17 protein-coding genes are annotated in these 24214 nt (G+C 66.0%); 8 read left to right on the plus strand and 9 right to left on the minus strand.

Annotated elements, in window-relative coordinates:
• The first annotated feature begins 49 nt into the window (after nucleotides 1-49).
• The 5 genes from U8L64_RS05880 to U8L64_RS05900 all read left to right on the plus strand — a co-directional run bounded on the left by U8L64_RS05880 (nucleotide 50) and on the right by U8L64_RS05900 (nucleotide 9112).
• Entirely contained in the window at nucleotides 50-1774 is a 1725-nt protein-coding gene (locus tag U8L64_RS05880; RefSeq protein WP_054094779.1) for an autotransporter assembly complex protein TamA, read from the plus strand.
• Nucleotides 1771-5439, plus strand: a complete 3669-nt coding sequence (locus tag U8L64_RS05885) for a translocation/assembly module TamB domain-containing protein (RefSeq protein ID WP_333394780.1) — start codon at nucleotides 1771-1773, stop codon at nucleotides 5437-5439. The genes U8L64_RS05880 and U8L64_RS05885 overlap by 4 nt, the downstream gene beginning before the upstream one ends.
• Before the next feature lie 263 nt (nucleotides 5440-5702).
• Entirely contained in the window at nucleotides 5703-7046 is a 1344-nt protein-coding gene (locus tag U8L64_RS05890) for an alanine/glycine:cation symporter family protein (RefSeq protein ID WP_333394782.1), read from the plus strand.
• An 88-nt stretch (nucleotides 7047-7134) separates the two neighbouring features.
• Entirely contained in the window at nucleotides 7135-7635 is a 501-nt protein-coding gene (gene tpx, locus U8L64_RS05895; RefSeq protein ID WP_043298591.1) for a thiol peroxidase, read from the plus strand.
• 301 nt (nucleotides 7636-7936) lie between these two features.
• On the plus strand, nucleotides 7937-9112 hold the full coding sequence (locus tag U8L64_RS05900) for an NAD(P)-dependent oxidoreductase (protein ID WP_333394989.1): 1176 nt from the start codon (nucleotides 7937-7939) through the stop codon (nucleotides 9110-9112).
• Between the two features lie 84 nt (nucleotides 9113-9196).
• Here the strand turns inward: U8L64_RS05900 and U8L64_RS05905 are convergent, their stop codons facing one another.
• Nucleotides 9197-10435, minus strand: a complete 1239-nt coding sequence (locus U8L64_RS05905; RefSeq protein WP_333394785.1) for an ABC transporter substrate-binding protein — start codon at nucleotides 10433-10435, stop codon at nucleotides 9197-9199.
• Between the two features lie 289 nt (nucleotides 10436-10724).
• Here U8L64_RS05905 and U8L64_RS05910 point away from each other — a divergent pair, with 289 nt between their 5' ends.
• Nucleotides 10725-12497, plus strand: a complete 1773-nt coding sequence (locus U8L64_RS05910) for a PQQ-dependent methanol/ethanol family dehydrogenase (RefSeq protein ID WP_054094775.1) — start codon at nucleotides 10725-10727, stop codon at nucleotides 12495-12497.
• 50 nt (nucleotides 12498-12547) lie between these two features.
• On the opposite strand, the gene U8L64_RS05915 is transcribed toward U8L64_RS05910, so the two are convergent.
• From U8L64_RS05915 to U8L64_RS05940, 6 genes are all read right to left on the minus strand, one after another.
• Nucleotides 12548-13534: a lysylphosphatidylglycerol synthase domain-containing protein gene (locus tag U8L64_RS05915; protein WP_333394787.1), complete on the minus strand. Its 987-nt coding sequence runs from the start codon at nucleotides 13532-13534 to the stop codon at nucleotides 12548-12550.
• Nucleotides 13531-14796 (minus strand): cardiolipin synthase ClsB, encoded by a 1266-nt coding sequence (gene clsB, locus U8L64_RS05920; protein WP_301620535.1) that lies wholly within the window; start codon nucleotides 14794-14796, stop codon nucleotides 13531-13533. Before clsB ends, U8L64_RS05915 begins: the two co-directional genes overlap by 4 nt.
• Complete coding sequence (locus tag U8L64_RS05925) at nucleotides 14793-15545, minus strand: endonuclease/exonuclease/phosphatase family protein (RefSeq protein WP_207619048.1); 753 nt, start codon at nucleotides 15543-15545, stop codon at nucleotides 14793-14795. Before U8L64_RS05925 ends, clsB begins: the two co-directional genes overlap by 4 nt.
• A 50-nt stretch (nucleotides 15546-15595) precedes the next feature.
• Nucleotides 15596-16513, minus strand: a complete 918-nt coding sequence (locus U8L64_RS05930; protein WP_165594407.1) for a DUF72 domain-containing protein — start codon at nucleotides 16511-16513, stop codon at nucleotides 15596-15598.
• A 20-nt stretch (nucleotides 16514-16533) separates the two neighbouring features.
• Nucleotides 16534-17811: a zinc-dependent alcohol dehydrogenase gene (locus U8L64_RS05935; RefSeq protein ID WP_333394793.1), complete on the minus strand. Its 1278-nt coding sequence runs from the start codon at nucleotides 17809-17811 to the stop codon at nucleotides 16534-16536.
• A gap of 248 nt (nucleotides 17812-18059) precedes the next feature.
• On the minus strand, nucleotides 18060-18980 hold the full coding sequence (locus tag U8L64_RS05940; RefSeq protein WP_165594405.1) for a LysR family transcriptional regulator: 921 nt from the start codon (nucleotides 18978-18980) through the stop codon (nucleotides 18060-18062).
• Between the two features lie 104 nt (nucleotides 18981-19084).
• Between U8L64_RS05940 and U8L64_RS05945 the strand changes: the two genes are divergently transcribed.
• Nucleotides 19085-19921: a DODA-type extradiol aromatic ring-opening family dioxygenase gene (locus U8L64_RS05945; protein ID WP_333394796.1), complete on the plus strand. Its 837-nt coding sequence runs from the start codon at nucleotides 19085-19087 to the stop codon at nucleotides 19919-19921.
• Between the two features lie 146 nt (nucleotides 19922-20067).
• Nucleotides 20068-20928: a DUF2218 domain-containing protein gene (locus tag U8L64_RS05950; RefSeq protein WP_333394798.1), complete on the plus strand. Its 861-nt coding sequence runs from the start codon at nucleotides 20068-20070 to the stop codon at nucleotides 20926-20928.
• A gap of 3 nt (nucleotides 20929-20931) precedes the next feature.
• Here the strand turns inward: U8L64_RS05950 and U8L64_RS05955 are convergent, their stop codons facing one another.
• Both U8L64_RS05955 and glgX read right to left on the minus strand, forming a co-directional pair.
• A complete protein-coding gene (locus U8L64_RS05955) occupies nucleotides 20932-21801 on the minus strand; it encodes a M23 family metallopeptidase (RefSeq protein ID WP_054094766.1) in 870 nt (289 codons plus the stop codon).
• Nucleotides 21802-21994: 193 nt separating this feature from the next.
• The gene (gene glgX / locus U8L64_RS05960) at nucleotides 21995-24148 is read right to left on the minus strand and encodes a glycogen debranching protein GlgX (protein WP_333394801.1); all 2154 of its coding nucleotides are present in this window, start codon (nucleotides 24146-24148) and stop codon (nucleotides 21995-21997) included.
• Nucleotides 24149-24214: the final 66 nt, after the last annotated feature.

Genomic DNA, 24214 nt, shown 5'->3' on the forward strand with positions numbered 1-24214 from the left:
ATCCGGCCATATGCCGCATGCGAGAGCGTGCGATGCTAGCATTCCTGCCATGCCGATCTCGATCAGACGCAGCATCGCCTGCGCCGTCCTTCTCTGTCTGACCTGCGCCAGCGCCTGGGCAGCGGAACTGGACGTGCGGCTGGAGCCGGACAACCGCGCGCTGCGCCAGAACGTCGAGAACTACATCGGTGCGCTGGGCGAGCGTGACGAGCGCGAACTGCTGCGCTACAGCCGCATCGCCCATCGCCAGGCGGAAAAGGCCTTGCAGGCGCTCGGCTATTACCAGGCGCAGATCGACAGCCAGGTACAGGGCGGCGAAACCCCACGGCTGATCCTGCGCATCCAGCCCGGCGAGCCGGTGCGCCTGCGCAATGTGCGTGTACAGGTCGAGGGCCCGGCGGCGCAGCAGGCGACGTTCCGTGTGCCGCAACGGCTGCACAGCGGCGAGGTGCTCGATCACGGGCATTATGAAGAGACCAAGCAGCAACTGCTGAACCAGGCCTCGCGCTACGGCTATTTCGACGCCCGCTTCACCCGGCAGCGCCTGGCTATCGACCCCCGGCAGGGTTATGCCGATATCGATCTGGTGTTCGACAGCGGCCCGCGCTATCGCCTCGGCGAGGTGGAGTTCACCGGTGATACGCCTTTCGACGAGGACCTGCTGGCGCGCATGGTGCCGTTCGCCGCGGACACCCCCTACGACTCCGACCTGATCGCCGAACTGAACCGCGCGCTGCAATCGAGCGGCTATTTCGAGGGTGTGCGGGTGGACGCCAACCCTGCCAGCGCGCAGGCGCAGCGAATTCCCGTCGCTGTCCAGCTGACCACGCGCAAGCCGCGCACGATGGGCATTGGCCTGGGCTTTTCGACCGACGTCGGACCGCGCGTGCGGTTGAACTGGACGCGCCACTGGGTCAACCCGCAGGGCCACAGCTACGGTGCGGAAACCGAGCTGTCGGCGCCGCGGCAGAACGTCGGCCTGTATTACGACGTGCCGCTGGACCCGCCGCTGACCGACAAACTGCGCTACGTCGCCGGTTACCAGTACGAAGAGCTGGCCGACACCGACAGCCTGAGCCGCCTGCTCAAGCTCGGGCCGGAGTGGCACAGCGAGCTGCCCAGCGGCTGGCAGCGGGTGCTCTCGCTGAAATGGCAGCATGAGGAGTACCGCCTCGGCGACGATTCTGGCTTGAGCACGCTGCTGATGCCTGGCGTGGCCTACAGCTACCTGCGTAGTGACAGCCGCATCGACCCCAGCGAAGGCTATCGCCTGCAGTTCGAGCTGGCGGCGGCCAAGGACGGCGTGCTGTCGGATGCCAATCTGGTGCACGCCAACGCCCAGCTGCGCGGCCTGACGACGCTCGGCAAGCGCCATCGTTTCCTCGGGCGCGTGCAGCTGGGCGGCAACTGGACCGACGAGTACGTCAACGTGCCGCCGTCGCTGCGCTATTTCGCCGGTGGCGACCAGAGCGTGCGCGGCTACGACTACCAGAGCCTGTCGCCGACCAACTCCGACGGCGACCGCATCGGCGGCCGCTACCAGTTCGCCGCGAGCGCCGAATACCAGTATTCGATTGCCGAACGCTGGCGTGTGGCGACCTTCGTCGACCAGGGCAACGCCTTCAACTCGCTGGATTTCCCGACGCTCAAGAGCAGTGTCGGCGTCGGGCTGCGCTGGGTGTCGCCGGTCGGACCGATCCGCATCGACCTGGCCCATCCGCTGGACGGCGATACCGGCGTGCGCCTGCACTTCTCGATGGGGCCGGAGCTGTGAAGCGCTTCGGCGGATCGCTGCTTGCGCTGCTGCTTGTGCTGGGCGTGACGCTTGGCGGGCTGTTCGGTACCACCGCCGGTAGCCGCTGGCTGCTCCAGCGCGTGCCGGGGATGCAGGTCGAGGGGTTTGCCGGCCATCTCGCCGGGCGCTGGCAGGCCGAGCGTTTGTCCTGGCAGCAGGGTGAGCAACGCGTCGAGCTGCTGGCGCCGCGCTTCGCCTGGTCGCCGGGCTGCCTGTTGCGGCTGACGCTGTGCATCGACGAATTGGTTGCCGAGGACGTGCAGCTGCATTTTCCGCCGGGTGTCGAAGACACCGATGGCGCGCCGTTCAGCCTGCCGGACATCCGCTTGCCGCTGGCGTTGCGCGTGGAGCGGATCGAACTCGGCCGTGTTCGGCTGAACGAGATCGAGCAGCTGAAGGGCCTGCAACTGCGTGCCGACTGGCGAGGCGAGGGGCTGGATATCCAGGCGCTGCATCTGCGCCGCGCCGATGGCGAGCTGCAACTCAGCGGGCGCCTGCAACCGAGCGGTGCCTGGCCGTTGACGCTGGTCGGCCAGGCGCAGCTCGGCCTAATTGAAGGGCAGCCGTGGACATTGGCGCTGCGCCTCGATGGCGAATTGCGTGACCGGCTGGCGCTCACCGTCGACAGCCGCGGCTATCTGGACGGCACGCTCAGCGGCTACCTGCAGCCGCTGGCCGAGCACCTCCCGGCGACCCTGCGCCTGCAGGCCGAGGGCTTTCGCGCCACGCCGGAACTGCCCGACAGCCTGCGCCTGGATGCGGTCGAGCTGACTGCCAGCGGCGACCTGCAGGAGGGCTATCGGCTGCTGGGCAACGCCGAATTGCCGGGCGACGGCGGGGTAGTGCGACTGGCGCTGGACGGTCTGCTCAAGGCCAGCGGCGCGATACTCGATGTGCTTGAACTGGATGCTGGCGACGGGCAGTACGTGCGCCTGCATGGCCAGCTCGACTGGCAGCAAGCGCTGGTGGGCGAGGCGAATCTGGCCTGGCGCAACTTTCCCTGGCAGCGACTCTACCCGCTGGCCGAGCCGCCGCCGGTCAGCCTGCGCGAGCTGAACGCCCAGCTGCAGTACGACGATGGCGCCTACCTCGGTCACTTCGAGTCGGCGCTAAGTGGTCCGGCCGGCGATTTCAGCCTGGACAGCCCGCTCAGCGGCAACCTGGAGGTGGTGCACCTGCCGCAGCTGCAGCTGCGCGCAGGCCAGGGCGCAGCCACTGGCAGCCTGAGCGTCGGCTTCACCGATGGCGTCGCCTGGAAGGCCAACCTGCAACTGAGCGAGCTGGACCCGTCGTACTGGCTGGCGCAGCTGCCCGGCCAGCTCGGCGGTACGCTCAAGAGCGCTGGCGCGCTGCGCGACGAAACGCTGCAGGCCGAGGCCGAGCTGGACCTCGCCGGCCAGCTGCGCGGCCAGTCGAGCCAGCTGCAACTCTCGGCGGCCGGGCAGGGCGCGAGCTGGGACGTCCCGCGCCTCGACCTGCGGGTCGGGGCCAATCGTATTCATGGCTCCGGGCGCTGGAGCGAGACGCTGGCCGGCGAACTGCGTGTGCAGATGCCGCGTCTGGCGCAGCTCTGGCCCGGGCTCGGTGGCCGGCTCGACGGCCTCGTGCAGCTGGCCGGTAGCGCGGCGGCGCCGCAGGGTTCGGCACGTCTGAACGGCCAGGCATTGGCCTACCAGGCTAACCAGGTGGAGCGCCTGCGCCTCGATGCGGCGCTCGGCGAAGGCGAACGCGCGACGCTGCAGCTGGTCGCCGATGCGCTGCAGCTGGGCGACAACGACATGGGCAACTTGCAGCTCGATGCCAGCGGCACGCGCGCGCGTCATCGGGCCGAGCTGCGGCTCGACGGGCCGACGCTGGATTTCTCCGCTGCGCTCGAGGGCAGTCTGCAGAATGCCGACTGGCAGGGCCGCCTGCTGCGCGCGGCGCTCCAGGCGCACGAACAGCGCTGGGCCTTGCAGAGCCCGGCGGCGATCAGTCGTCGCGCCGATGGCCGCGTGGAGCTGGGCGCGCACTGCTGGCTGGCCGCTCCCGCATCGCTCTGCGCCGAAAAGCAGCGACTGCTACCGGAGCCGCAACTGCGTTATCGACTGCGCGATTTCCCGCTGAACAGTCTCGCCGGCTTCTTCCCCGAGGATTTTGCCTGGCAGGGCGAACTGAACGCCGATCTTCGCCTGGAGCTGCCGGAGGCCGGGCCGAACGGCGAGTTGCGCATCGACGCCGGTGCTGGCGTGCTGCGCCTGCGCGAGGGTGAGGTCTGGCACGATTTTCCGTACCGCACGTTGACGCTCGACAGCCGACTGCGGCCGGAGCGCATCGACAGCCAGCTGCGCTTCGACGGCGGCGAGCTGGGCGAGGTGGAGGTCAGCACGCGCATCGATCCGCGCCGCGCGATCAAGCCGCTGGAGGGCGAGTTCCGCCTGCGTGGCCTCGATCTGGCGGTCGCGCGACCGTTCGCGCCGATGATCGAACGGCTGCAGGGCGAGCTGAATGGCAGCGGACGGCTGGCGGGCAGCCTGCAGGAACCCGAGCTGCGGGGAGAGTTGCGCCTGAGCGGCGGCGAGGTTGCCGGCAGCGAACTGCCGGTGACGCTGGAGCAGTTGCAGGTGCGCCTGCTGATCGATGGCCAGCGGCTGCGGGTCGATGGCGACTGGCGCAGCGGCGAGCAGGGGCACGGTGCCTTGAGCGGCACGCTGGACTGGCACGCCGCGCCAGACCTCGATCTGCGTCTGTCAGGCGAACGCCTGCCGGTGGTGGTGGAGCCCTATGCCGATCTGGACGTCGATCCTGCGCTGCGTATCAGTCTGGCGGGCGATCAGCTGGCGATTGCCGGTACGCTGCGTGTCCCGCGTGGCGCTATCACGGTGCGCGAGCTGCCGCCGGCTACGGTCAAGGTTTCCGAGGACGCACGCATCGTCGGTACCGAGCAGGCGCCGGCGCAGACGCCGCTGGCGGTGAAGATGGACATCGACGTGGAGGTCGGTCAGGAGCGCCTGCGCTTCGCAGGCTTCGGTCTCACCGCGGATCTTGCCGGCCGTCTGCACATTGGCGACAACCTCGACGCCCGCGGCGAGCTGAATCTGAATAACGGCCGCTATCGCGCCTACGGCCAGCGCCTGACCATCCGTCGCGCGCAGCTGCTGTTCACCGGCGTGCTCACCCAGCCGTATCTGGATATCGAGGCAATCCGCACCGTCCAGGCGCATGACGTGGTGGCCGGCCTGCGCATCACCGGCAGCGCCGAGCAGCCGCGAGTGGACGTCTTCTCCGAGCCGGCGATGAGTCAGGAGCAGGCGCTGTCCTATCTCGTGCTCGGCCGGCCGCTGGGTGCCGACAGCGGCGACAGCAACCTGCTGGCCCAGGCCGCGCTGGGGCTCGGGCTGGCCGGCAGCGCCTCGATCACCGGCGGACTGGCGCAGCGCCTGGGAATCGAGGAATTCCAGCTCGATACCGAAGGCAGTGGCGCCGCCACCAGCGTGGTTGCCAGTGGCCGGCTGTCCGAGCGCCTGACGCTGCGTTACGGGGTCGGGGTGTTCGAACCTTCCAATACCATCGCCCTGCGCTATCAGTTGACCCGGCGCCTGTTCCTCGAGGCGGCAAGCGGTCTGGCCAGTTCGCTCGATCTGTTCTATCGGCGCGATTTCTGAGCGCAGGCGTTGTCGTACTCAGTCCGGGGCGCCTGTTCGACGCCCGTCCGGATTGGTGCTCGTCAGTGATTACGATCCTGACCGTCCGGTCTGGATCGGACTGTCGAAAAATCGCCAAAGCAGCGTGATTCAAGACTCGCAGCGATATCGAGCGGTGCTAGCATTTGCGTCGTCTCGCAAGCCTTCGGAGGACCTCGCCGCGCGATGATTCGGCACGGTCGCGTAACCCAAGGCTCCCGCTCAAGAACAAAAAGGTGCATCAAATGGAATTTCTGCAAAACCTGGTCAATGACGTAAACGCTTTCATCTGGGGACCACCGATGCTGGTACTGATCCTCGGTACCGGCCTGATCCTGATGGTGATGCTCAAGCTCATGCCGCTGCTGCGTATCGGCACCGGCTTCGCCCTGCTGTGGCGCGGTCGCAGCCGGGGTGACGACGAAAGCGGTGAGATCACTCCGTTCCAGGCGCTGATGACCGCGCTGGCCGCGACGGTGGGCACCGGCAACATTGCCGGTGTGGCCACGGCGATCTTCCTCGGTGGTCCTGGTGCGTTGTTCTGGATGTGGTGCACGGCGCTGGTGGGCATGGCCACCAAGTACTGCGAAGTGGTGCTGGCGGTGCATTACCGTGAGAAGGACAGCCGCGGCGAACACGTCGGCGGGCCGATGTATGCGATCAAGAACGGCCTGGGCAAGAAGTGGGTCTGGCTCGGCACGGCCTTCGCCATCTTCGGTGGCCTCGCAGGCTTTGGCATCGGCAATATGGTGCAGGTCAACAGCATGGCGCACGCGCTGGAAACCACCTTCGCGGTGCCGCTGTGGCTTACCGGTGTGGCCACGATGGTGATCGTCGGTCTGGTGATCCTCGGTGGTATCCGTCGGATCGGCGTGGTTGCCGCTTCGCTGGTGCCATTCATGTGCGCGGCCTACATCATCGCCGCCATCGTGGTGCTGGTGGTCAACGCCGAGGCGCTGCCGGCGACGTTCGAGCTGATCTTCACCCATGCTTTCACGCCGATCGCCGCGACTGGCGGTTTTGCCGGCGCGGCGGTGATGGCAGCGATCCGCTTCGGCGTGGCGCGTGGCATCTTCTCCAACGAGGCCGGGCTGGGTACTGCCGGCATCGCCCAGGCGGCGGGCACCACCTCCAGCTCGGTGCGCTCGGGGCTGATCGGCATGCTCGGCACCTTCATCGACACCATCATCGTCTGCTCCATGACCGGCCTGGCGATCATCTGCACCGGCGTCTGGACCAGCAGCGAGAGCGGCTCGGCATTGTCGGCCGCGGCATTCGAGTCGGCCATGCCGGGGGTTGGTGGCATCATCCTGACGCTGTCGCTGGTGATCTTCGCCTTCACCACCATCCTGGGATGGAGCTACTTCGGCGAGAAGTGCTGGGAGTTCCTCGTCGGCACCAAGGCGATCCTGCCGTTCCGGGTAATCTGGGTAATTGCCGTGCCGTTCGGTGCCATCGCCCAGTTGGATTTCGCCTGGCTGCTCGCCGACACGCTGAACGGCTTGATGGCCATCCCCAACCTGATTTCACTGTTGCTGCTCAGCCCGGTTGTGCTCAAGCTGACCCGGGAATATTTCGCGCGCCGCTGAGGCCGCGTGTTTCGTTGTCTGTCCTGCCGCGCGGCATGCCCGCGCGGTGCCGTTTCATCCATGCGTGTCTATCAAAAAGGAACAATCCATGAGCGAAGTGACCCTGCACGGTACCCCCATCCAGGTGGTCGGCGACTTTCCGCAAACCGGCCAGCAGGCCAAGGCGTTCCGACTGGTCGGCAACGATCTGGCCGACGTCGAGCTGAGCAGCTTTTCCGGCAAGCGCAAGGTGTTGAACATCTTCCCCAGCATCGACACGCCGACCTGCGCGACCTCGGTGCGCACCTTCAATGCCAAGGCCAATGCCCTGCAGAACACCGTGGTGCTATGCATCTCGGCGGACCTGCCGTTCGCGCAGAAGCGTTTCTGCGGCGCCGAGGGGCTGGAGAACGTGGTGAACCTGTCCACCATGCGTGGCGCCGAGTTCCTCGTCGATTACGGCGTGGCTATTGCCAACGGCCCGCTGGCGGGTGTCGCGGCGCGCGCGGTGGTCGTGCTTGATGAGCAGGATCGCGTGCTGCATAGCGAACTGGTCCGTGAAATCGGCGACGAGCCGGACTACAACGCCGCGCTCGCGGTACTCGGCTGACAGCTGTACATGACGGATGCCGTGCAACGCGGCGTCCGTCCTCTTTCTGACGACATAAAACCAGCGACCATGTCTCCGCCGCCTGTCGCGCTCAATTGGTAGCTCGCTGCGCTAGGGTCTAGCGTTCCCCCGTTACCATCGATTCGATGGTGTCCAGGCCCGCGTAGTGGCAAAACACGATTAATCTGCCAGGCAGCAAAATCTTTTTGCCCCACAGCGGTCATAGAGCTGATTGCCAAAAGAATGGATTCACTTTATGCCCACCTCGCACGTAAAAAAGATTGGTGTCAGCGGTACCGGGATGATCGCCAGGGGTTTTATTCGGCTGATCAGACAGCACTATCAAGACATGGAAATCTCGCGTGTCCTCACGCGACGACCGCTCGCCACACTGACCGATTTTCCTCTTGCCGAGCGACTCACCAATTCGCTCGATGAACTCATCGACCATTGCGACCTGCTGGTCGAATGCAGCGGTGACGTGTTCCACGGCACCGAGGTGATCGAACGGGCATTCCAGGCCGGATTACCGGTGGTGACGGTGAACGCGGAACTGCAGGTCACCACGGGTTCCTACCTGGCCGGCAAGGGCTTTCTCACCGAGGCCGAAGGCGACCAGCCCGGCTCGCTTGCGGCGCTGCATGAAGATGCGCTGCAGATGGGCTTCCAGCCGCTGGTCTACGGCAACATGAAAGGCTATCTGAACCATGATCCCTCGCCCGAGGACATGGCTTACTGGGCCAATCGCCAGGGCATCAGCATCGATCAGACGACATCGTTCACCGACGGCACCAAAGTGCAGATCGAACAGGTGATTGTCGGCAACGGCCTGGGTGCCACCATCACCCGTCAGGGGCTGGAGGGGCTGGCCTCGACCAATCTGGACGACAGCGCCAGTCTGCTCGGCATGATGGCCGAGCGCCTCGGCCAGCCGATCGTCGATTACGTGGTGCCGTCCGGCTATGCCGCCGGTGGCGTGTTCCTGGTTTGCCGGCACGACGCCGAACAGGCGCCGGCGATCGAGTACTTCAAGCTCGGCCGCGGGCCGTATTACACGTTGGTGCGGCCATTCCACCTGTGTTCGCTGGAAGTCGGCAAGACGGTGCGGCGGGTACTCGCCGGTGGCGGGGTGCTGTTGAACAACTCGACCGCGCCGACGCTGGGCGTGGCGGCCATCGCCAAGCGTGCGATGAAGCCCGGCGAGCTGATCGAGCGCGGCATCGGTGGTTTCCAATTCCGCGGCGAGGCGATCAAGCTCGACCAGCATCCCGACCACGTACCCATCGGCCTGCTGCGCAAGACCGCGCTGCGTCGGGCGGTGGAGCCGGGACAGATCATCACCTTCGACGACATCGATATCCTGCCCAGCCGTGCGCTGGATATCGTCATGGAGCAGCGCCGCGCGCCGGCCGAGTCATCGCCGCAGTGGGATGCATCGCTCCTGCCACCGATGGGTATGGTCGCTATCGGCGGTTGAAACACCGCTGTCTGGAGGAGGCCGCCGCGAGCGGCCTTCTGCGTTTCTGCTGTTGGCGCGCCTGTTATCGGGCTTCATCGCGCTTCATTGCAGGGTCAGATCGTCGCCGCGCTCCTGTTGCCAGTCGTCCAGTCCGGGCGCGGCTTCCTCACCCGCCATGCGGTGGATGATGGTGAAGTAATCCTGCTTGAAGCGGTCCTGCATGATCTCGCTGCGATTCTTCACCCGCACGGCATAGATGCTCTGCACATTCTGATGATCGAAGTCGCGCCAGTACTGCTCGTCCTTGAGCAGGCGATAGCGATGATTTTCCAGCGCGGCGATCACCGCTTCGCTGTCGGCGCTGCCGGCGCGCTGCACGGCGGCGGCCCATTGACGCACGATGCCGTAGGCCGTGGCTGCGGTGCTGCCGGGGTAGGCCTGGTGTTGGCGGATGAACTCGTCGACGAAGGCTTGGCCCTCGACGCTCTTCTCCAGTTTGGGCACCTGCCAGTTCCAGGCCTCGGTGCCGATCACATGCTCCATCACCAGCGGTCCGGCCTGCTCGACGATGCTCTGGGTCAGGTTGGGCACGATGATCTGCATGCGCTTGCCCAGGCCCATGTCATTGGCCAGACGCATGGTTTGCACCAGGTCCTGGCCCAGCAGCACGATCACCAGCATGTCCGCATCGCTGGCGGCTGCCTTCTTCAAAGCCGTCAGATAGTCGCTGCGGCGCGCGCCGTGCGCGGCGATCTTCGAATAGCCGTGGCGGGCGCGGTCGCGGCTCTTGGTCGCTTCGCGCAGCGCCTGCTCCATGCTGGCGCCCCAGGCGTCGTCGAGGCTGATGTAGTGATAGCGGCGGTTGGGCATGTGCCAGCTCAGGTACTGGCCCAGCACCTTGGCGCTCATCCAGGCGCTGTTCGATTCGCGGAACAGATGGCGATGGCCGTCGTGGCCGGTGATCTCGTTGGCGTAGGCCAGCGTGGGGAAGTACAGCAGACCCAGCTCACGGGCGCGCTGGCCGGCGGCGAGGGCTTCTTCGCTGTTGGCGCCGCCGAAGATCATGTGCACGTTCTGTGCGGCGAAGCGCTCGACGTTAGCCGTGGCCTTTTCGGCGCGGGCGGCGGAGTTGAGGCTGATCAGCTGCAGTGGCCGGCCGAGCACGCCACCTTGGCTGTTGATCTGGTCGATGGCGAGCAGGGCGCCGCGGCGCAGCTCCAGTCCTTCGGACTTGTAGTTGCCGGTACTCGGGTAGTTCAAACCCAGCCGCAGCGGCTCGGCGGCCTGTAGCGGCGCGACGACACAGAACAGTAACAGGGCAACCAGGGCGTGACGGAACATGGCTCGTTTCCTTGTGAGCGGGGGACTGCACGTTGTAGGCGGCGCTGCGGTGCGTCGAAATAGTCTTTTCCGGCCAAACGCATGCGACTTCGGTGCCGAGCCGGTGCAGGCTCGGTGCCATCTCGCGCCGCCAGCCCAGATGTGGCGCGGCCTGCGGCGCGGTATTGCTACCAAGGGAGGAGAAAAATCGACACTGCGGGCAATTGTTGCTGGGGCGGGGCGAACCAAGAATCTGCAACAGACCGGGAAAATTTCCCGGCATAACAATGAACCCGCAGAGGTAGCCGCAATGAAGCACACCGGTCTTCGCAAGCCCTTCGCCCTGACGGCGCTATGCGCTGCAATGGCGATGTCCAGCCTGTCGGCCTGGGCCGTCACCGACCAGGAAATCCTCGACGACGCCAAAACCACCAACCAGATCGTCACCAATGGCATGGGGCTGCAGGGCCAGCGCTACAGCCCGCTGAGCACCCTCAACACCGAGAACGTCCAGCAGCTACGTCCGGTCTGGGCTTTTTCACTGGGCGGCGAGAAGCAGCGTGGCCAGGAAGCGCAGCCGCTGATCAAGGACGGCGTGATGTACATCACCGGCTCCTATTCGCGCGTCTATGCCGTCGATGCGCGCACCGGCAAGGAACTGTGGCAGTACGACGCGCGTCTGCCCGACGGCATCATGCCGTGCTGTGACGTGATCAACCGTGGTGTGGCTCTGTATGACGACCTGGTGATCTTCGGCACCCTCGATGCCAAGCTGGTCGCGCTGAACAAGGACACCGGCAAGGTGGTCTGGAAGAAGACCGTCGCTGACTACAAGGCCGGTTACTCGCTGACCGCAGCGCCGCTGATCGTCAAAGGCAAGCTGATTACCGGCGTATCCGGTGGTGAATTCGGCGTGGTGGGCAAGGTGGAAGCCTACAACCCGAAGAACGGCGAGCTGCTGTGGACCCGTCCGACCGTCGAAGGCCACATGGGCTACGTCTGGAAGGATGGCAAGAAGGTCGAGAGCGGCATTTCCGGCGGCGAAGCCGGCAAGACCTGGCCGGGCGACCTGTGGAAGACCGGCGGCGCGGCAACCTGGCTGGGCGGCTACTACGACCCGGACACCGACTCGCTGCTGTTCGGCACCGGCAACCCGTCGCCGTGGAACTCGCACCTGCGTCCGGGCGACAACCTGTATTCCTCCTCGCGTCTGGCCATCGACCCGGATGACGGCTCGATCAAGTGGCACTTCCAGTCCACCCCGCATGACGGCTGGGACTACGACGGCGTCAACGAGCTGATCTCCTTCGATTACCAGGAAGGCGGCAAGACCATCAAGGCAGCCGGTACCGCCGACCGCAACGGCTTCTTCTACGTACTGGACCGCACCAACGGCAAGTTCATCCGCGGCTTCCCCTTCGTCGACAAGATCACCTGGGCCAAGGGCCTGGACAAGAACGGTCGTCCGGTCTACGACGAAGCCAACCGTCCCGGCGCGCCGGGCGCCGAGAAGGGCAAGTCGGTATTCGTCGCACCGTCGTTCCTCGGCGGCAAGAACTGGATGCCGATGGCCTACAGCCAGGACACCGGGCTGTTCTACGTGCCGTCCAACGAGTGGGGCATGGACATCTGGAACGAGAACGTGGCCTACAAGAAGGGCGCGGCCTACCTGGGTGCTGGCTTCACCATCCATCCGCTGAACGAGGACTACATCGGCGTGCTGCGCGCCATCGATCCGAAGACCGGCAAAGAAGTCTGGCGCTACAAGAACTACGCACCGCTGTGGGGCGGCGTGCTGGCCACCAAGGGCAACCTGGTATTCACCGGCAACCCGGAAGGCTACCTGATGGCCTTCGACGCCAAGACCGGCAAGAAGGTGTACGAGTTCAACACCGGCTCCGGCGTGATCGGCTCCCCGGTTACCTGGGAAATGGACGGCGAGCAGTACGTCTCCGTGCTGTCCGGTTGGGGTGGTGCGGTGCCGCTGTGGGGCGGCGAAGTCGCCAAGCGCATCAAGGACTTCAACCAGGGCGGTACGCTGTGGACCTTCAAACTGCCGAAGGACATGGTCGCCAAGCGTTGATCGTGTAACCGCACGTGCGAAGGCCGGCTCCAGTAGCCGGCCTTTTCATTTCAGGCCGCCGGCGCGTCGGAGCGGTTGTTGCGCCGCAGCTTCTTCGCCCGCGCTTCGAGCAACACGTACACCAGTGTGGCGAACAACAACGGAATCAGGAAATACACCACCCGGTAGCCGATCAGGCCGCCGACGATCGCACCCCGGCTCATCTGGTCCGACAGCAGGGCAACGAATACCGCCTCGATCACCCCCAGCCCAGCCGGAATATGCGTCACCACGCCGGCGATGCTGCTGATCATCAGTACGCCGAGCACCTGCGGATAGGCGATCTTCTGCGACAACATGAAGTACACCACCAGCGCCATCAGCCCCCAGTTCAGTGCACCCAGCAGCAGCTGCACCAGCGCCAGGCGCAGCGAAGGCAGCTCGATTGTGTGTCGGCGGATGGTCCACGAGCGCCGTTTGGAAAATCCGCACAGCCCCAGGTAGACCAGGCACACGCCAATCAGCACCACGCCGAGCAGCCGCAGTGCGGTGGCACCGATTTCCCATTCGGGCGGCGGGGTGATCCAACCCATCGCGAAGATCAGGCCTGCCAGCCACATATAACCCAACCAGTTGGTCAGCAGGCTCAGGGTGAACACCCGGGTGATCTGCGCGGGACGCAAGCCCAGGCGCGAGTAGAGCCGGTAGCGCAGCGCGATGCCGCCGACCCAGGCGCTGAGGTTGAGGTTGAAGGCGTAGCAGACGAAGGTTACCGGCAGGATTTGCCGCACCGGCAGCGCGTGACGCACATAGCGTTTGCCCAGCACGTCGAAGAAGCAGTACACCACGTAGCTGCCGAGCATCGCCGCCCCGGCCATCCACAGTGTCTCGGCCTTGTAGTTGCGTAATGTGCGCAGGACCTCCTGCCAGTCCAGCGTGCGCGCCAGGCTGACCAGCAGTACGACCACCAGGACGAAGAACACGTAGGTGAGGATCTTCTTCAGCAGCGGCCAGCGCTTGCGCCAGCCACTGCGCTGCGCGGCATGGGAATGGCTCATTGATGCTCTCGCTGCAAGGGTTGGGCGGTTGGCACGGCAGAGGGGGGGGCCTCGACCGTCGCCGGGGCGATCACCTGATCGATCGGCTTGAGTTTCGGCTTGTGCGCCGGGAACAGCCCGACCAACTCGGGGAAGTGCCGCAGGAAATGGAAGATCAGGAATGCCAGTGGCGCGCGCCACCAGTAGCCGCGCACCATGCGCTCCAGCGGAATGCGCCGGCAGTGGTGCTGCATCAGCGTGTCCAGCTTCTCGTGCAGCTGACGGTTGAAGCTGTGGTCGCGGATGATCAGGTTGGCTTCCAGATTGAGCGACAGGCTCAGCGGATCGAGGTTGCTCGAGCCCACCGTCGACCACTCGTAGTCGGCCAGCGCGACCTTACCGTGCAGCGGGCGGCGGCAGTATTCGTGGATCTCCACGCCGTCGCGCATCAGGTAGTTGTAGAGCATGCGCGCACCGAACTTGGCGATCGGCATGTCCGGTTCGCCCTGGAGGATCAGCCGCACCCGCACACCGCGTCGCGCGGCGTTGCGGATCTCGCGCAGCACGCGATAGCCAGGGAAGAAATAAGCGTTGGCAATCAATAGCCTGGAGCGTGCATCTCGAATTGCTTGCAGGTATTGCTGCTCGATATCGTTGCGATGCTCGTCGTTATCGCGCGTCACCAGCAGCGCCCGCGCCTCGCCGCGGCTGGTGCCGGCATAGCCGCTGGCCTGGGTGTACGGCCGCCGCTGCCACCAGCGGCGCGGCGCCCGGACCGGCCCCAGCGCTGCGATGGCGAAGCGGTGGATGTCGTGCACCACCGGGCCTTCGACGCGCATGGCGTAGTCCTGCTTGGCGGCGGGGCCGAAGTCCTCCAGATGGTCGGCGGAGAAGTTGATGCCGCCGATGAAGGCGACCTCGCCATCGACCACCACGATCTTGCGATGCAGGCGGCGGAACACGTTCAGCCGCGTGCCGAGGAAGCGTTTGCCCGGATCGAACATGTGGATGCGGATGCCGACCTGGGTCATCGCCATGACGAACTCGCCGTGAAGATCGGCCGAGCCATAGCCGTCCACGGTGACGTCGACGCTGGCGCCGTTCTCGGCGGCGCGAATCAGCGCGCGCTGCAATTCGGCGCCGACCTTGTCCTCGAACAGGATGAAGGTCTCCAGCAGCACCTCTTTTTCCGCGCTGGCGATGGCCTCGAACACGGAGGGGAAGAACTCCTCGCCGTTCTCCAGCAACTGCAGTCGGTTTCCGTCTCGCCAATGGAAGTTCATAGCTGTATCTCCACCGCCAGGGGCAGATGATCCGACAAGTGCGTCCAGGGTTTGGTGCCCAGAATCTTGGCGCCGCGGGTGGCGGCATTGCGCACGTAGATGCGGTCCAGACGCAGCATCGGCCAGCGTGCCGGGAAGGTCTTGGCGACCTGGCCGTGGGCGACGGCAAAGGCTTCGTGCAGGCCGGCGCAGCGATCCAGCGTCCGCGTCGCGCGCAACCGCCAGTCGTTGAAGTCGCCGGCCACCACTACCGGCGCACCTTCGGGCAGGCTGTCGAGCAGATCGCACAGCAGCTCCAGCTGCTGCGCACGATGCGCTTCGCGCAGTCCGAGATGCACACAAATGGCGTGGAATTCGGCGTGTCCGGGCACCTGCAGAACGCTGTGCAGCAGGCCACGGCGCTCGGGACCGGCGATGGATACGTCGAGGTTTTCGTAACGCAGGATGGGGAATTTCGACAGCAGCGCATTGCCGTGGTCGCCGTCGGGGTACACCGCGTTACGACCGTAGGCGAAGTCGGTCCAGATGCTGTCGGCGAGAAACTCGTACTGCGGCGTCTGCGGCCAGTCGTGAAAGCGCAGCGCGTGCTTCTCATGGGTGCCGAGCACCTCCTGCAGAAACACGATGTCCGCCGACACCGCGCGCACGGCCTCGCGCAGCTCCGGCAGAATGAACCGCCGGTTGAGCGCGGTAAAACCCTTGTGGGTGTTCACCGTCAGCACGTGAATCGAGTGCACGGCGGTGGCCATGTGGGCGTCAAGATCGCTGGTATCGAGCAGGTGGTCTTTCTTTTCCAGGGTCACGGGAATGTTCCTTCGAGCTGGCCCGGGGTGGTCGACAGGGTTTGGTCCAGGCCCAGGCGCTGCAGCAGCTGGCGCGCGTCGTACGGCGCCCGGACCTTCACGTCGTTGTCGAAATAGCAGTACACCTCGCGCGGATGCCGCGTCGGTGCCTGATGCGGGTCGATGAGCTGTGCATCGTCCGGCTGCGTGCCTTCGTTCCAGCGGCGAATGCGCCGGCACCAGCGATCCAACGCCTCGTCGGTGTAGCCACTGGTGTAGAGCTTCTCGGCGCCGTGCAGGCGGATGTAGACGAAATCACCGGTCAGGTCCTCGCGGTAGGGCCATTTGCCGGCGGTGTCCGCCACCACCAGCGCCACCCGGTACTTGCGCAGCAGTGCGACGAAGGCCGGGTCGACGAAGCTCTCATGGCGGATTTCCACGGCGTGGCGCAGCGGACGCTTGCGGTCGATCTGCAGCAGGCTGCGTCCCTCCATGCGCGGTTCGCAGGTTTCGGCGATGGCCAGCGCGGCCTCGGTGTCATGCGGCAGTTGCGCCAGAAACGCCTCGAACAGCAGCGGATCGAAGCGGAACGACGGCGGAAACTGCCAGAGCAGCGGGCCGAGCTTCTCCTGCAGGGCGAACAGCCCCGAGGCGAAGAAGTTGGCGATGGGCTTCTCGACCTCGCGCAGGCGCTTGATGTGGGTGATGAAACGCGGCGCCTTGACGCTGAAAACGAAGCCCTCCGGCGTGTCGGCGTACCAGTCGGCGTAGCGCTCCGGCGTCTGCAGCGCATAGAACGAACCGTTGATCTCGATGCTGCCGACTGCCCGCGAGGCGAAGTGCAGCTCGTGCTTCTGCGCCAGCCCCTCGGGATAGAAGTCGCCGCGCCAGGGCGCGTAGCGCCAGCCAGAGATACCGATGTGGATGCCTGCCATCGTCGCCCTCGAATCGGCCGTTAACGCGGGTTCTGTGGCGCGGTCGGATCGCTGGCCGGGAAGGTCTGCTCGATGGCTTCGTCGAGCTTTTCCTCCCCCTGGCCTGAGCCTGCCGCCTCGTCCGGCGAACTGGCCTGCGGCTGCAGCTCGACCTTGATCCAGCCGTTCTCGCGGCGGTCGAACGCCTCGAACGCAGCGATCGCGTCGGTCATCGGCTTGACCTGCGTGAGCACCTTGGCCGGGTCGATGCGCCGCGCCTGGATCATCTCGATCAGCCGCGGGATGTACTTGCGGTGGTGGCAGTTGCCCATGTTGATGGTGAGGTTCTTGTTCATCGCCTGGCCGATGGGAAAACGCATCGCCTCCGGCGAATAGACACCGATGATCGACAGCGTGCCGGCTTTCGCCAGCGCCTGGACCGCCCATTCCAGCGCCTGGGACGGCGCGTCGCCCGGCTGCCACTGGGCGTTGTCGTTGGGCGCCGGTGCATGGCCGGTGGGCTGCTCGCCGCAGCAGCCGTGCTCGGCGTCAATGCCGACGGCATCGATGGCACGGTCCACGCCAATGCCGCCGGTCAGCCGCTGGAGCGTTGCGATCGGGTCTTCGCGGTTGAAATCGATGATCTCCGCGCCCTGACGCTGGGCGGCGCGCAAGCGGTCGGGGTACTGATCGATGGCGAACACGCGGCCGGCGCCGAGCAAGCGGGCACTGACGATGGCGAACAGGCCGACCGGGCCGCAGCCGAACACCGCAACCGTATCGCCGGGACGGATTTCGGCCATCTCGGCGCCGAAATAGCCGGTGGGGAAGATGTCCGAGAGCAGGATCGCCTGGTCGTCGCTGATATCCGAGGGCAGGCGTACCAGACCGATGTTGGCGAACGGCACGCGGGCCTTCTCCGCCTGCAGGCCGTGGAACGGTCCGGTACCGGCGGGGCCGCCGTAGAACGCCGTGCCGGCCTGTTTGCCGTTGGGGTTGGCGACGTCGCACTGGGCGAAGTAGCCGGCGCGGCAGTAGGCGCAGTTGCCGCAAGCGATGGTCGAGGGAATCACCACACGGTCGCCGACCTGCAGGTTGCGCACGTCCTCACCGAGTTCCTCAACGATGCCGACGCCCTCGTGGCCAAGGATGGTGCCCGGCTGCATGCCGCCGACGGTGCCGCGCACGAAGTGCAGGTCGGTGCCGCAAATCGCCGACGCGGTGAGGCGCACGATGGCGTCGGTGGGGGCTTGAATGCGTGGCTCGGGAACATCCTCCAGGCGAATGTCGCCGACCGCGTGATAGACAACAGCTTTCATAACCACTCCAGCTCGCCAGACGCGTGGTGTGCGCGGCGGCGAGTCGATGGGGCGGAGGGAAACGAGCAGTTCGCATGCTGCAGGATGAACGGCGCGATGCTCGATTCGCGGCTCCGCGGGATCGGAAGAATTCGAACGGACGTGGCGTCTTTGCCACCGCTCACATCTGTTCGGACTTTCTCCGATTGGGGCGGTTCATCTTTTTTTCCGTACGGCGTCGGCGCGCAACGCCGGCGCCGGGCGGCGGTTCAGGCGCGTGCCAGGCTCCACGGCGGCTCGCCGGCGAAGGCCTGGACCAGATAATCGATCATCGCGCGCACCTTGGCCGGTGGCCGACGGTCGGGCGGGTAGATCGCGTAGATGCCGCCCAGCGTGACGCACGGATGGTCCAGTTCCAGCGCGACCAGCGCGCCGCTGCGCAGCGCCTCGGCAACGATGAACTGCGGCTGGTAGATCACACCCTGACCGCCGATGGCGGCGGCCAGCAGCGCAGTACCGTTGTTGGCGACCAGATCGCCGCTGATCGCGACGCTGACATCGCCCTCGTCGCCGAACGTCCAGCGCTTGGCGCCGACCCGCGAGGACAGGCTGTAGCCCAGGCAGTTGTGCTGAGCCAGCTCGGCGACACGGCGGGGAATGCCGCGCGCGTCGAGGTAGCTCGGCGCGGCGCAGACCTGCAGCGGGCAGTCGGCCAGGCGCCGCGCCTGCAACGGGCTGTCTTCCAGCTTGCCGATGCGCACCGCCAGGTCCCAGCCGTCATCGAGCAGGTCGACATGGCTGTCGGTCAGGCCCAGCTCCACGCGCACCGCCGGATGGCGCTGGCTGAACTGCGGCATCAGCGGAGCGATGAAGCCTACGCCGAACGACAGCGGCACGTTCATGCGCAGCAGGCCGGTGGCCTCGATGCGCTGCGAGGCGACGCTGGCTTCGGCCTCGTCGATATCCGGCAGGATGCGCTGGCAGGCTTCCAGGTAGTCGCTGCCGGCTTCTGTGAGGCTCAGCCGGCGAGTGCTGCGGTGGAACAGTTTGACGCCCAGGCGCCGCTCCAGCGCGTCGACATGCTTGGTCGCCATCGCCGGCGACATATCCAGCTGGCGGGCGGCGCCGGACAGGCTGCCGACGCCGGCGGCGCGCACGAAAACCCGCATGCTGGTGATTCGATCGAGCATCTCAGTTCCTACTCTGGGTAATAAGTCTTCCCTTCGAGCGGCACATTCTCACACGCCTGACTGTAGTCCATGCTGGTGCGTACTTTCATTTGCGGAGTAGCACCATGACCGATGTCATCGTCTCACCCCCGGAACAGCGCATGCCGACGCTGTTCGTTCCGCACGGCGCCGGGCCCTGTTTCTTCATGGACTGGAATCCACCGACCGCATGGAACGCCATGGCCGATTTCCTCAAGGGCGTCGCTGCCACGCTGCCGGCTCGCCCGCGCGCGATCCTGATGGTGTCGGCGCACTGGCTGCAGCCGGCCTTCAGCGTCACCAGCGCGGCGCGGCCGGAACTGATCTACGACTACTCCGGCTTTCCCGCACACACCTACGAGCTGCGCTATCCGGCGCCGGGCGAGCCGCAACTGGCGGCTCGCGTGGCCACGCTGCTCGGGCAGGCGGCGCTGGCGAACGTCACAGACCCGCAGCGCGGCTTCGACCACGGCATGTTCATCCCGCTGAAGCTGATGTTCCCGGAGGCGGACATTCCGGTGGTGCAGCTGTCGCTGCGCAGCGATCTCGATCCGCAGGCGCACCTCGACGCCGGCCGCGCGCTGGAGCCGTTGCGCGACGAGGGTGTGCTGATCGTCGGCAGCGGCATGAGCTTTCACAATATGCGCGGCTACGGCGATGCGCGCTTCACGCCGATCTCCGCCGAGTTCGATCACTGGCTGAGCGCCGCGGTCGAAGCCGCACCGGCACAGCGCGACGTCGCGTTGCAGCATTGGGAGCAGGCGCCATCGGCGCGGCTCTGTCATCCGGCACGCGCCGAGGAACACCTGCTGCCGCTGCTGGTCGCCGCCGGAGCGGCGGGGCAGTCTCGCGGGCGCAAGCTGTTCGGCGACCGGGTCATGGAGACCGAGCTATCGGCATACGGTTTTGGTTACGACGACTGAGGAGCAGGCAATGCAATCGATCTATCGGGCAGGAAGGACATCGTCAGTGGCCTGGCCAGGGCGGGCGCCTGCGTGGCGCTGTTGGGCCGTGGCCAACGGCGCCAGCGCGAAGAGCAGGGCGGCACTCGGTGTCGAAGGAGGCATCGTTGAACGCATCGCCTGAGCTGCAATACCCGTGCAGCAGCGTCGCCACGGTGGCGACCGCCAATCCGTCGCGGCTGATCAACCGGCTGTGCAAGCACTGGGCGCACAAATTCCCGGTGCGCCACGACGAGCAGGGCGGCGAAATCACGCTCAGCATTGGCGAGTGTCGCTTGCGCGCCGCCAAGGCTGGCCTGGAGGTTCAACTGCACGCCGCCAACTCCGCACAGCTGCGACAACTGCAACAGGTGGTCGCCGACCATCTGCTGCGCATGGCATCTGGCGAGGCCCTGGAATTCGCCTGGCACGCCGGCGCCGGCGCGGCACCGGCCGAGGAGCGAAACAGGCTGCATGACACGCGCGAACGCTACGGCAGGGTCAGCCGTGGCTTCCATTGGCTGATGGCCGGACTGATCGTCTGGCAGTTCCTCAAGCTCGGCGACCGCATCGACGAAGGCGAGCACTGGATCGGCCAGACGCTGGTGCCCTGGCACATCTCCATCGGCGCCTTGCTGCTGGTGCTGGTGGTGCTGCGCGTGGTCTGGGCCTCGACCCAGCGCGGCAAACGTCCGCTGCCGGCTCCGGCCACGGCCGTGCTGGTCAAGGGCGGCCATCTGGCGCTGTACGCCTGCATGCTGTTGCTGCCGGTCAGCGGCATCCTGTTCATGCTCGGCAACGGCTACGGGCTGGAAGTGTTCGGCGTGCAGCTGGCGACGAAAGGGCCGGAAATCGCCTGGGCGGCGTCGCTGGGCAGCATCCATTCGCCGCTCGCCTGGCTGACCGTGCTGCTGGTGGTCGGTCACGCCGGCATCGCGCTGCTGCATCACCTCGTTCGGCGTGACGGTGTACTGCAACGCATGCTGTGAGCGTTACGGCTCGCTCATCGCGAAGTTCGGCAGCGAATCGACCGGCTTGGCGAAACGGAAGGGGATGGACGCGAGTTCGTCCCCGACTTTTTTCTGCACCACGAAATGCAGGTGCGGCCCGGTGCTGCGCCCAGTGTTGCCGGAGTCGCCCAGGTGAGTGCCGACCTTGACCTGCTGACCGGGGCGCACCTGCAATGAGCCGCGACGCAGGTGCAGGTAGGCACTGTGGGTGCCGTCGGCATGCTCGATGCGCACGTAGTTGCCGGCCGGATCGGGAAAGCGCCCGCGCTGGCCGTCGCGCACCTTCACCACCGTCCCCGCACGCGCCGCGACGATCGGCGTGCCCACCGGCATGGCGATATCCACCGCATAGCGGCCTTTGGTTGTGTTGTGGCTGTAGTCGCCGCCGGCGCCCTGGGAGATGCGGAACGGCCCGCCTTTCCAGGGCAGGGCATAGGCGTGCCCGCCGATGTGGCCGCCGGCCATGCGGCGCGCCGGATCGGGCGCATAGATCATTCCGTAGCTGAAACTGTGGCGGTACATCAGCGGGTAGCCGACCTGCCGCTTGACCAGCGTCGCCACGCGCAGCTGGCTGCGCGGCGGCACCGTCTTGCGGATCACGCCGTCGCGCAGCCCCGCCACGTTGACCAACCGGCTCAGACGCAGCGTGGCTTCGACCGGCACGTCCAGCTCGTTGCGCACATCCAGCACCTTGCCGGAGCGCGTCGGGTTGACCAGCAGGCGCACCGTGGCGGCGCGATGGCTCGGAACTTCGATGGGTTTCGCTGCGCTGCTGGCCGTGGCGGCGCTCGGTGCGAGCGTGGTGCCCAGCGAGAGCAGCAGCGCCAGGGCTAGGGGTGGGATTGCGTACATGGGCCTGTGATCCGTCACGAAATAAAGGACTGTTCGCCTGCGCCTGGCAGGTGAATCGGGTGGTCGCCACGGCGTTCGAGGGCGTGAGGCGGCCACAGGTTCACTGCCATACGTCGTGAAGCGGTTTCAGCCAGTGGCGCGCGGAACGTCGAGCGGGCTGACCGACCCGCTCATCCGCGCGTCCGGCGCCGGCTCATTCGTCCTCCTTGATCAGCTCCAGCAGCAGCAGCGAACGCCCGGTCACCGCGTACTCGTCGTTGAAGTCGAAACGCTCCGGGCGCACCAGCGGCTGGTTGGTATCGATCAGGCGATTCCAGAAGATGCCCTGCGGCACCTCCGGCAGGGTGAAGTTCACCAGGTCGTGGTGGGCGTTGACGATCAGCAGCAGCGTCACGTCCGAACCCGCGCGGCGAATGCCGGTGGGCTGCGCGCGGCCATCGAGCAGCATGCCCATGCAGCGGTTGTGGGCGTCCTGCCATTGCTCGATGCTCATCTCATCGCCGTTGGGCGCCAGCCAGGTCACGTCCTTGACGCCCAGTTCCTCGTTGTAGGCGCCGACCAGGAAGCGGGTGCGGCGCAGCATCGGGAAGCGCTGACGCAGGCGGATCAGCTTGCGCACGAAGGCCAGTAGCCCGTAGCTGTCCTCACTGATGTCCCAATTGACCCAGCCAATCTCGCTGTCCTGGCAGTAGGCATTGTTGTTGCCGTGCTGGGTGCGGGCGAACTCGTCACCGGCGACGATCATCGGCGTGCCCTGGGCGAACAGCAGCGTGGCGAAGAAGTTGCGCATCTGCCGGTAGCGCAGGGTGACGATTTCCGGATCATGCGAGGGACCTTCGACGCCGTGGTTCCACGACAGGTTGTTGTCGCTGCCGTCGCGGTTGCCCTCGTCGTTGTCCTCGTTGTGCTTGTGGTTGTAGGACACCAGGTCCTTCAAGGTGAAGCCATCGTGCGCGGTGACGAAGTTGACCGAGCTGAATGGCCGCCGTCCGCGCTGGTTGTACAGATCGCCGGAGCCGGTCAGCCGTGCGGCGAAGTCGGCGAGCTTGCCGTCGTCGCCTTTCCAGAACGCTCGGACGGTGTCACGGAATTGATCGTTCCACTCGGCCCAGCCGGGCGGAAAGCCGCCGACCTGATAGCCGCCGGGGCCGCAGTCCCAGGGTTCGGCGATCAGTTTGGTCTTGGCCAGTACCGGGTCCTGGCGGCAGGCGACGAGAAAGCTGTGGCGCTCGTCGAAGCCTGCGTGTTCGCGGCCGAGGATGGTTGCCAGGTCGAAGCGGAACCCGTCGACGTGCATCTCCGTGGCCCAGTAGCGCAGCGAGTCGGTGACCATCTGCAGGACGCACGGGTGGCTCATGTCCAGCGTGTTGCCGGTGCCCGAATCGTTGATGTAGTAGCGCTTGTCGTCCGGCATCAGGCGGTAGTAGGAGGCGTTGTCGATGCCGCGCATGGACAGCGTCGGGCCCAGCTCGTTGCCCTCGGCGGTGTGGTTGTAGACCACGTCGAGGATGACTTCGAGATCGGCGTTGTGCAGGTGCGCGACGGTTTCCTTGAACTCGCTGATCTTGCCGCTGGCCAGGTAGCGCGGGTGCGGCGCGAAGAAGGCGATGCTGTTGTAGCCCCAGTAGTTGGTCATGCCCTTTTCCAGCAGGTGCTGGTCCTGGACGAACGCATGAATCGGCAGGAACTCGATGGACGAGACGCCGAGCTTGCGGATGTAGTCGATCACCTCCGGCGTCTTGAACGCCGCGAAGGTGCCGCGCGCCTCGTCGGCGACCGCCGGGTGGCGCATGGTGTAACCGCGCACGTGGGTCTCGTAGATGATGGTCTTGTCCCACGGCACTTGCACCGGATGGTCGCGCCCCCAGGTGAAGGCCGGGTCGATCACCTTGCACTTGGGCACGAAGGGCGCGCTGTCGCGCTCATCGAAGCTCAGGTCGCCATCGGGGTGGCCGATGGTGTAGCCGAACAGCGCTTCCGACCAGCGCAGCTCGCCCACCAGCTGCTTGGCGTAGGGGTCGATCAGCAGCTTGTTGGGGTTGAAGCGATGCCCGGCTTCCGGCTCGTACGGGCCGTGCACGCGGTAGCCGTAGATCATTCCCGGATGCGCGTCGGGCAGGTAGCCGTGCCAGATTTCGTCGGTGTATTCCGGCAGCTCGATGCGCTCGATCTCGGTCTCGCCCTTGTCGTCGAACAGGCACAGTTCGACCTTGGTGGCGTGGGCCGAGAAGATCGCGAAGTTCACCCCCAGGCCATCCCAGGTCGCGCCCAGCGGAAACGGCAGGCCCTCTCGAACCCGCGAAGGCGTCACGACCGGGGAAGCAGGACTCTTTATCTGACGGCTCATGGAAACTCCGTGATTGGCGCATGAAATAACGGCCCGGCCGGACAGGCTGGCCGGGACACTGCAGCG

Source organism: Pseudomonas sp. FIP_A4 (assembly GCF_036701605.1).
Classification (GTDB): Bacteria; Pseudomonadota; Gammaproteobacteria; order Pseudomonadales; family Pseudomonadaceae; genus Stutzerimonas; species Stutzerimonas phenolilytica.

Coding starts and splice junctions, on each gene's coding strand:
- U8L64_RS05880 (WP_054094779.1), top strand. CDS start 50: ATGCCGATCTCGATCAGACGCAGCATCGCCTGCGCCGTCCTTCTCTGT.
- U8L64_RS05890 (WP_333394782.1), top strand. CDS start 5,703: ATGGAATTTCTGCAAAACCTGGTCAATGACGTAAACGCTTTCATCTGG.
- tpx (WP_043298591.1), top strand. CDS start 7,135: ATGAGCGAAGTGACCCTGCACGGTACCCCCATCCAGGTGGTCGGCGAC.
- U8L64_RS05900 (WP_333394989.1), top strand. CDS start 7,937: ATGATCGCCAGGGGTTTTATTCGGCTGATCAGACAGCACTATCAAGAC.
- U8L64_RS05905 (WP_333394785.1), bottom strand. CDS start 10,435: ATGTTCCGTCACGCCCTGGTTGCCCTGTTACTGTTCTGTGTCGTCGCG.
- U8L64_RS05910 (WP_054094775.1), top strand. CDS start 10,725: ATGAAGCACACCGGTCTTCGCAAGCCCTTCGCCCTGACGGCGCTATGC.
- U8L64_RS05915 (WP_333394787.1), bottom strand. CDS start 13,534: ATGAGCCATTCCCATGCCGCGCAGCGCAGTGGCTGGCGCAAGCGCTGG.
- clsB (WP_301620535.1), bottom strand. CDS start 14,796: ATGAACTTCCATTGGCGAGACGGAAACCGACTGCAGTTGCTGGAGAAC.
- U8L64_RS05925 (WP_207619048.1), bottom strand. CDS start 15,545: ATGGCCACCGCCGTGCACTCGATTCACGTGCTGACGGTGAACACCCAC.
- U8L64_RS05930 (WP_165594407.1), bottom strand. CDS start 16,513: ATGGCAGGCATCCACATCGGTATCTCTGGCTGGCGCTACGCGCCCTGG.
- U8L64_RS05935 (WP_333394793.1), bottom strand. CDS start 17,811: ATGAAAGCTGTTGTCTATCACGCGGTCGGCGACATTCGCCTGGAGGAT.
- U8L64_RS05940 (WP_165594405.1), bottom strand. CDS start 18,980: ATGCTCGATCGAATCACCAGCATGCGGGTTTTCGTGCGCGCCGCCGGC.
- U8L64_RS05945 (WP_333394796.1), top strand. CDS start 19,085: ATGACCGATGTCATCGTCTCACCCCCGGAACAGCGCATGCCGACGCTG.
- U8L64_RS05955 (WP_054094766.1), bottom strand. CDS start 21,801: ATGTACGCAATCCCACCCCTAGCCCTGGCGCTGCTGCTCTCGCTGGGC.
- glgX (WP_333394801.1), bottom strand. CDS start 24,148: ATGAGCCGTCAGATAAAGAGTCCTGCTTCCCCGGTCGTGACGCCTTCG.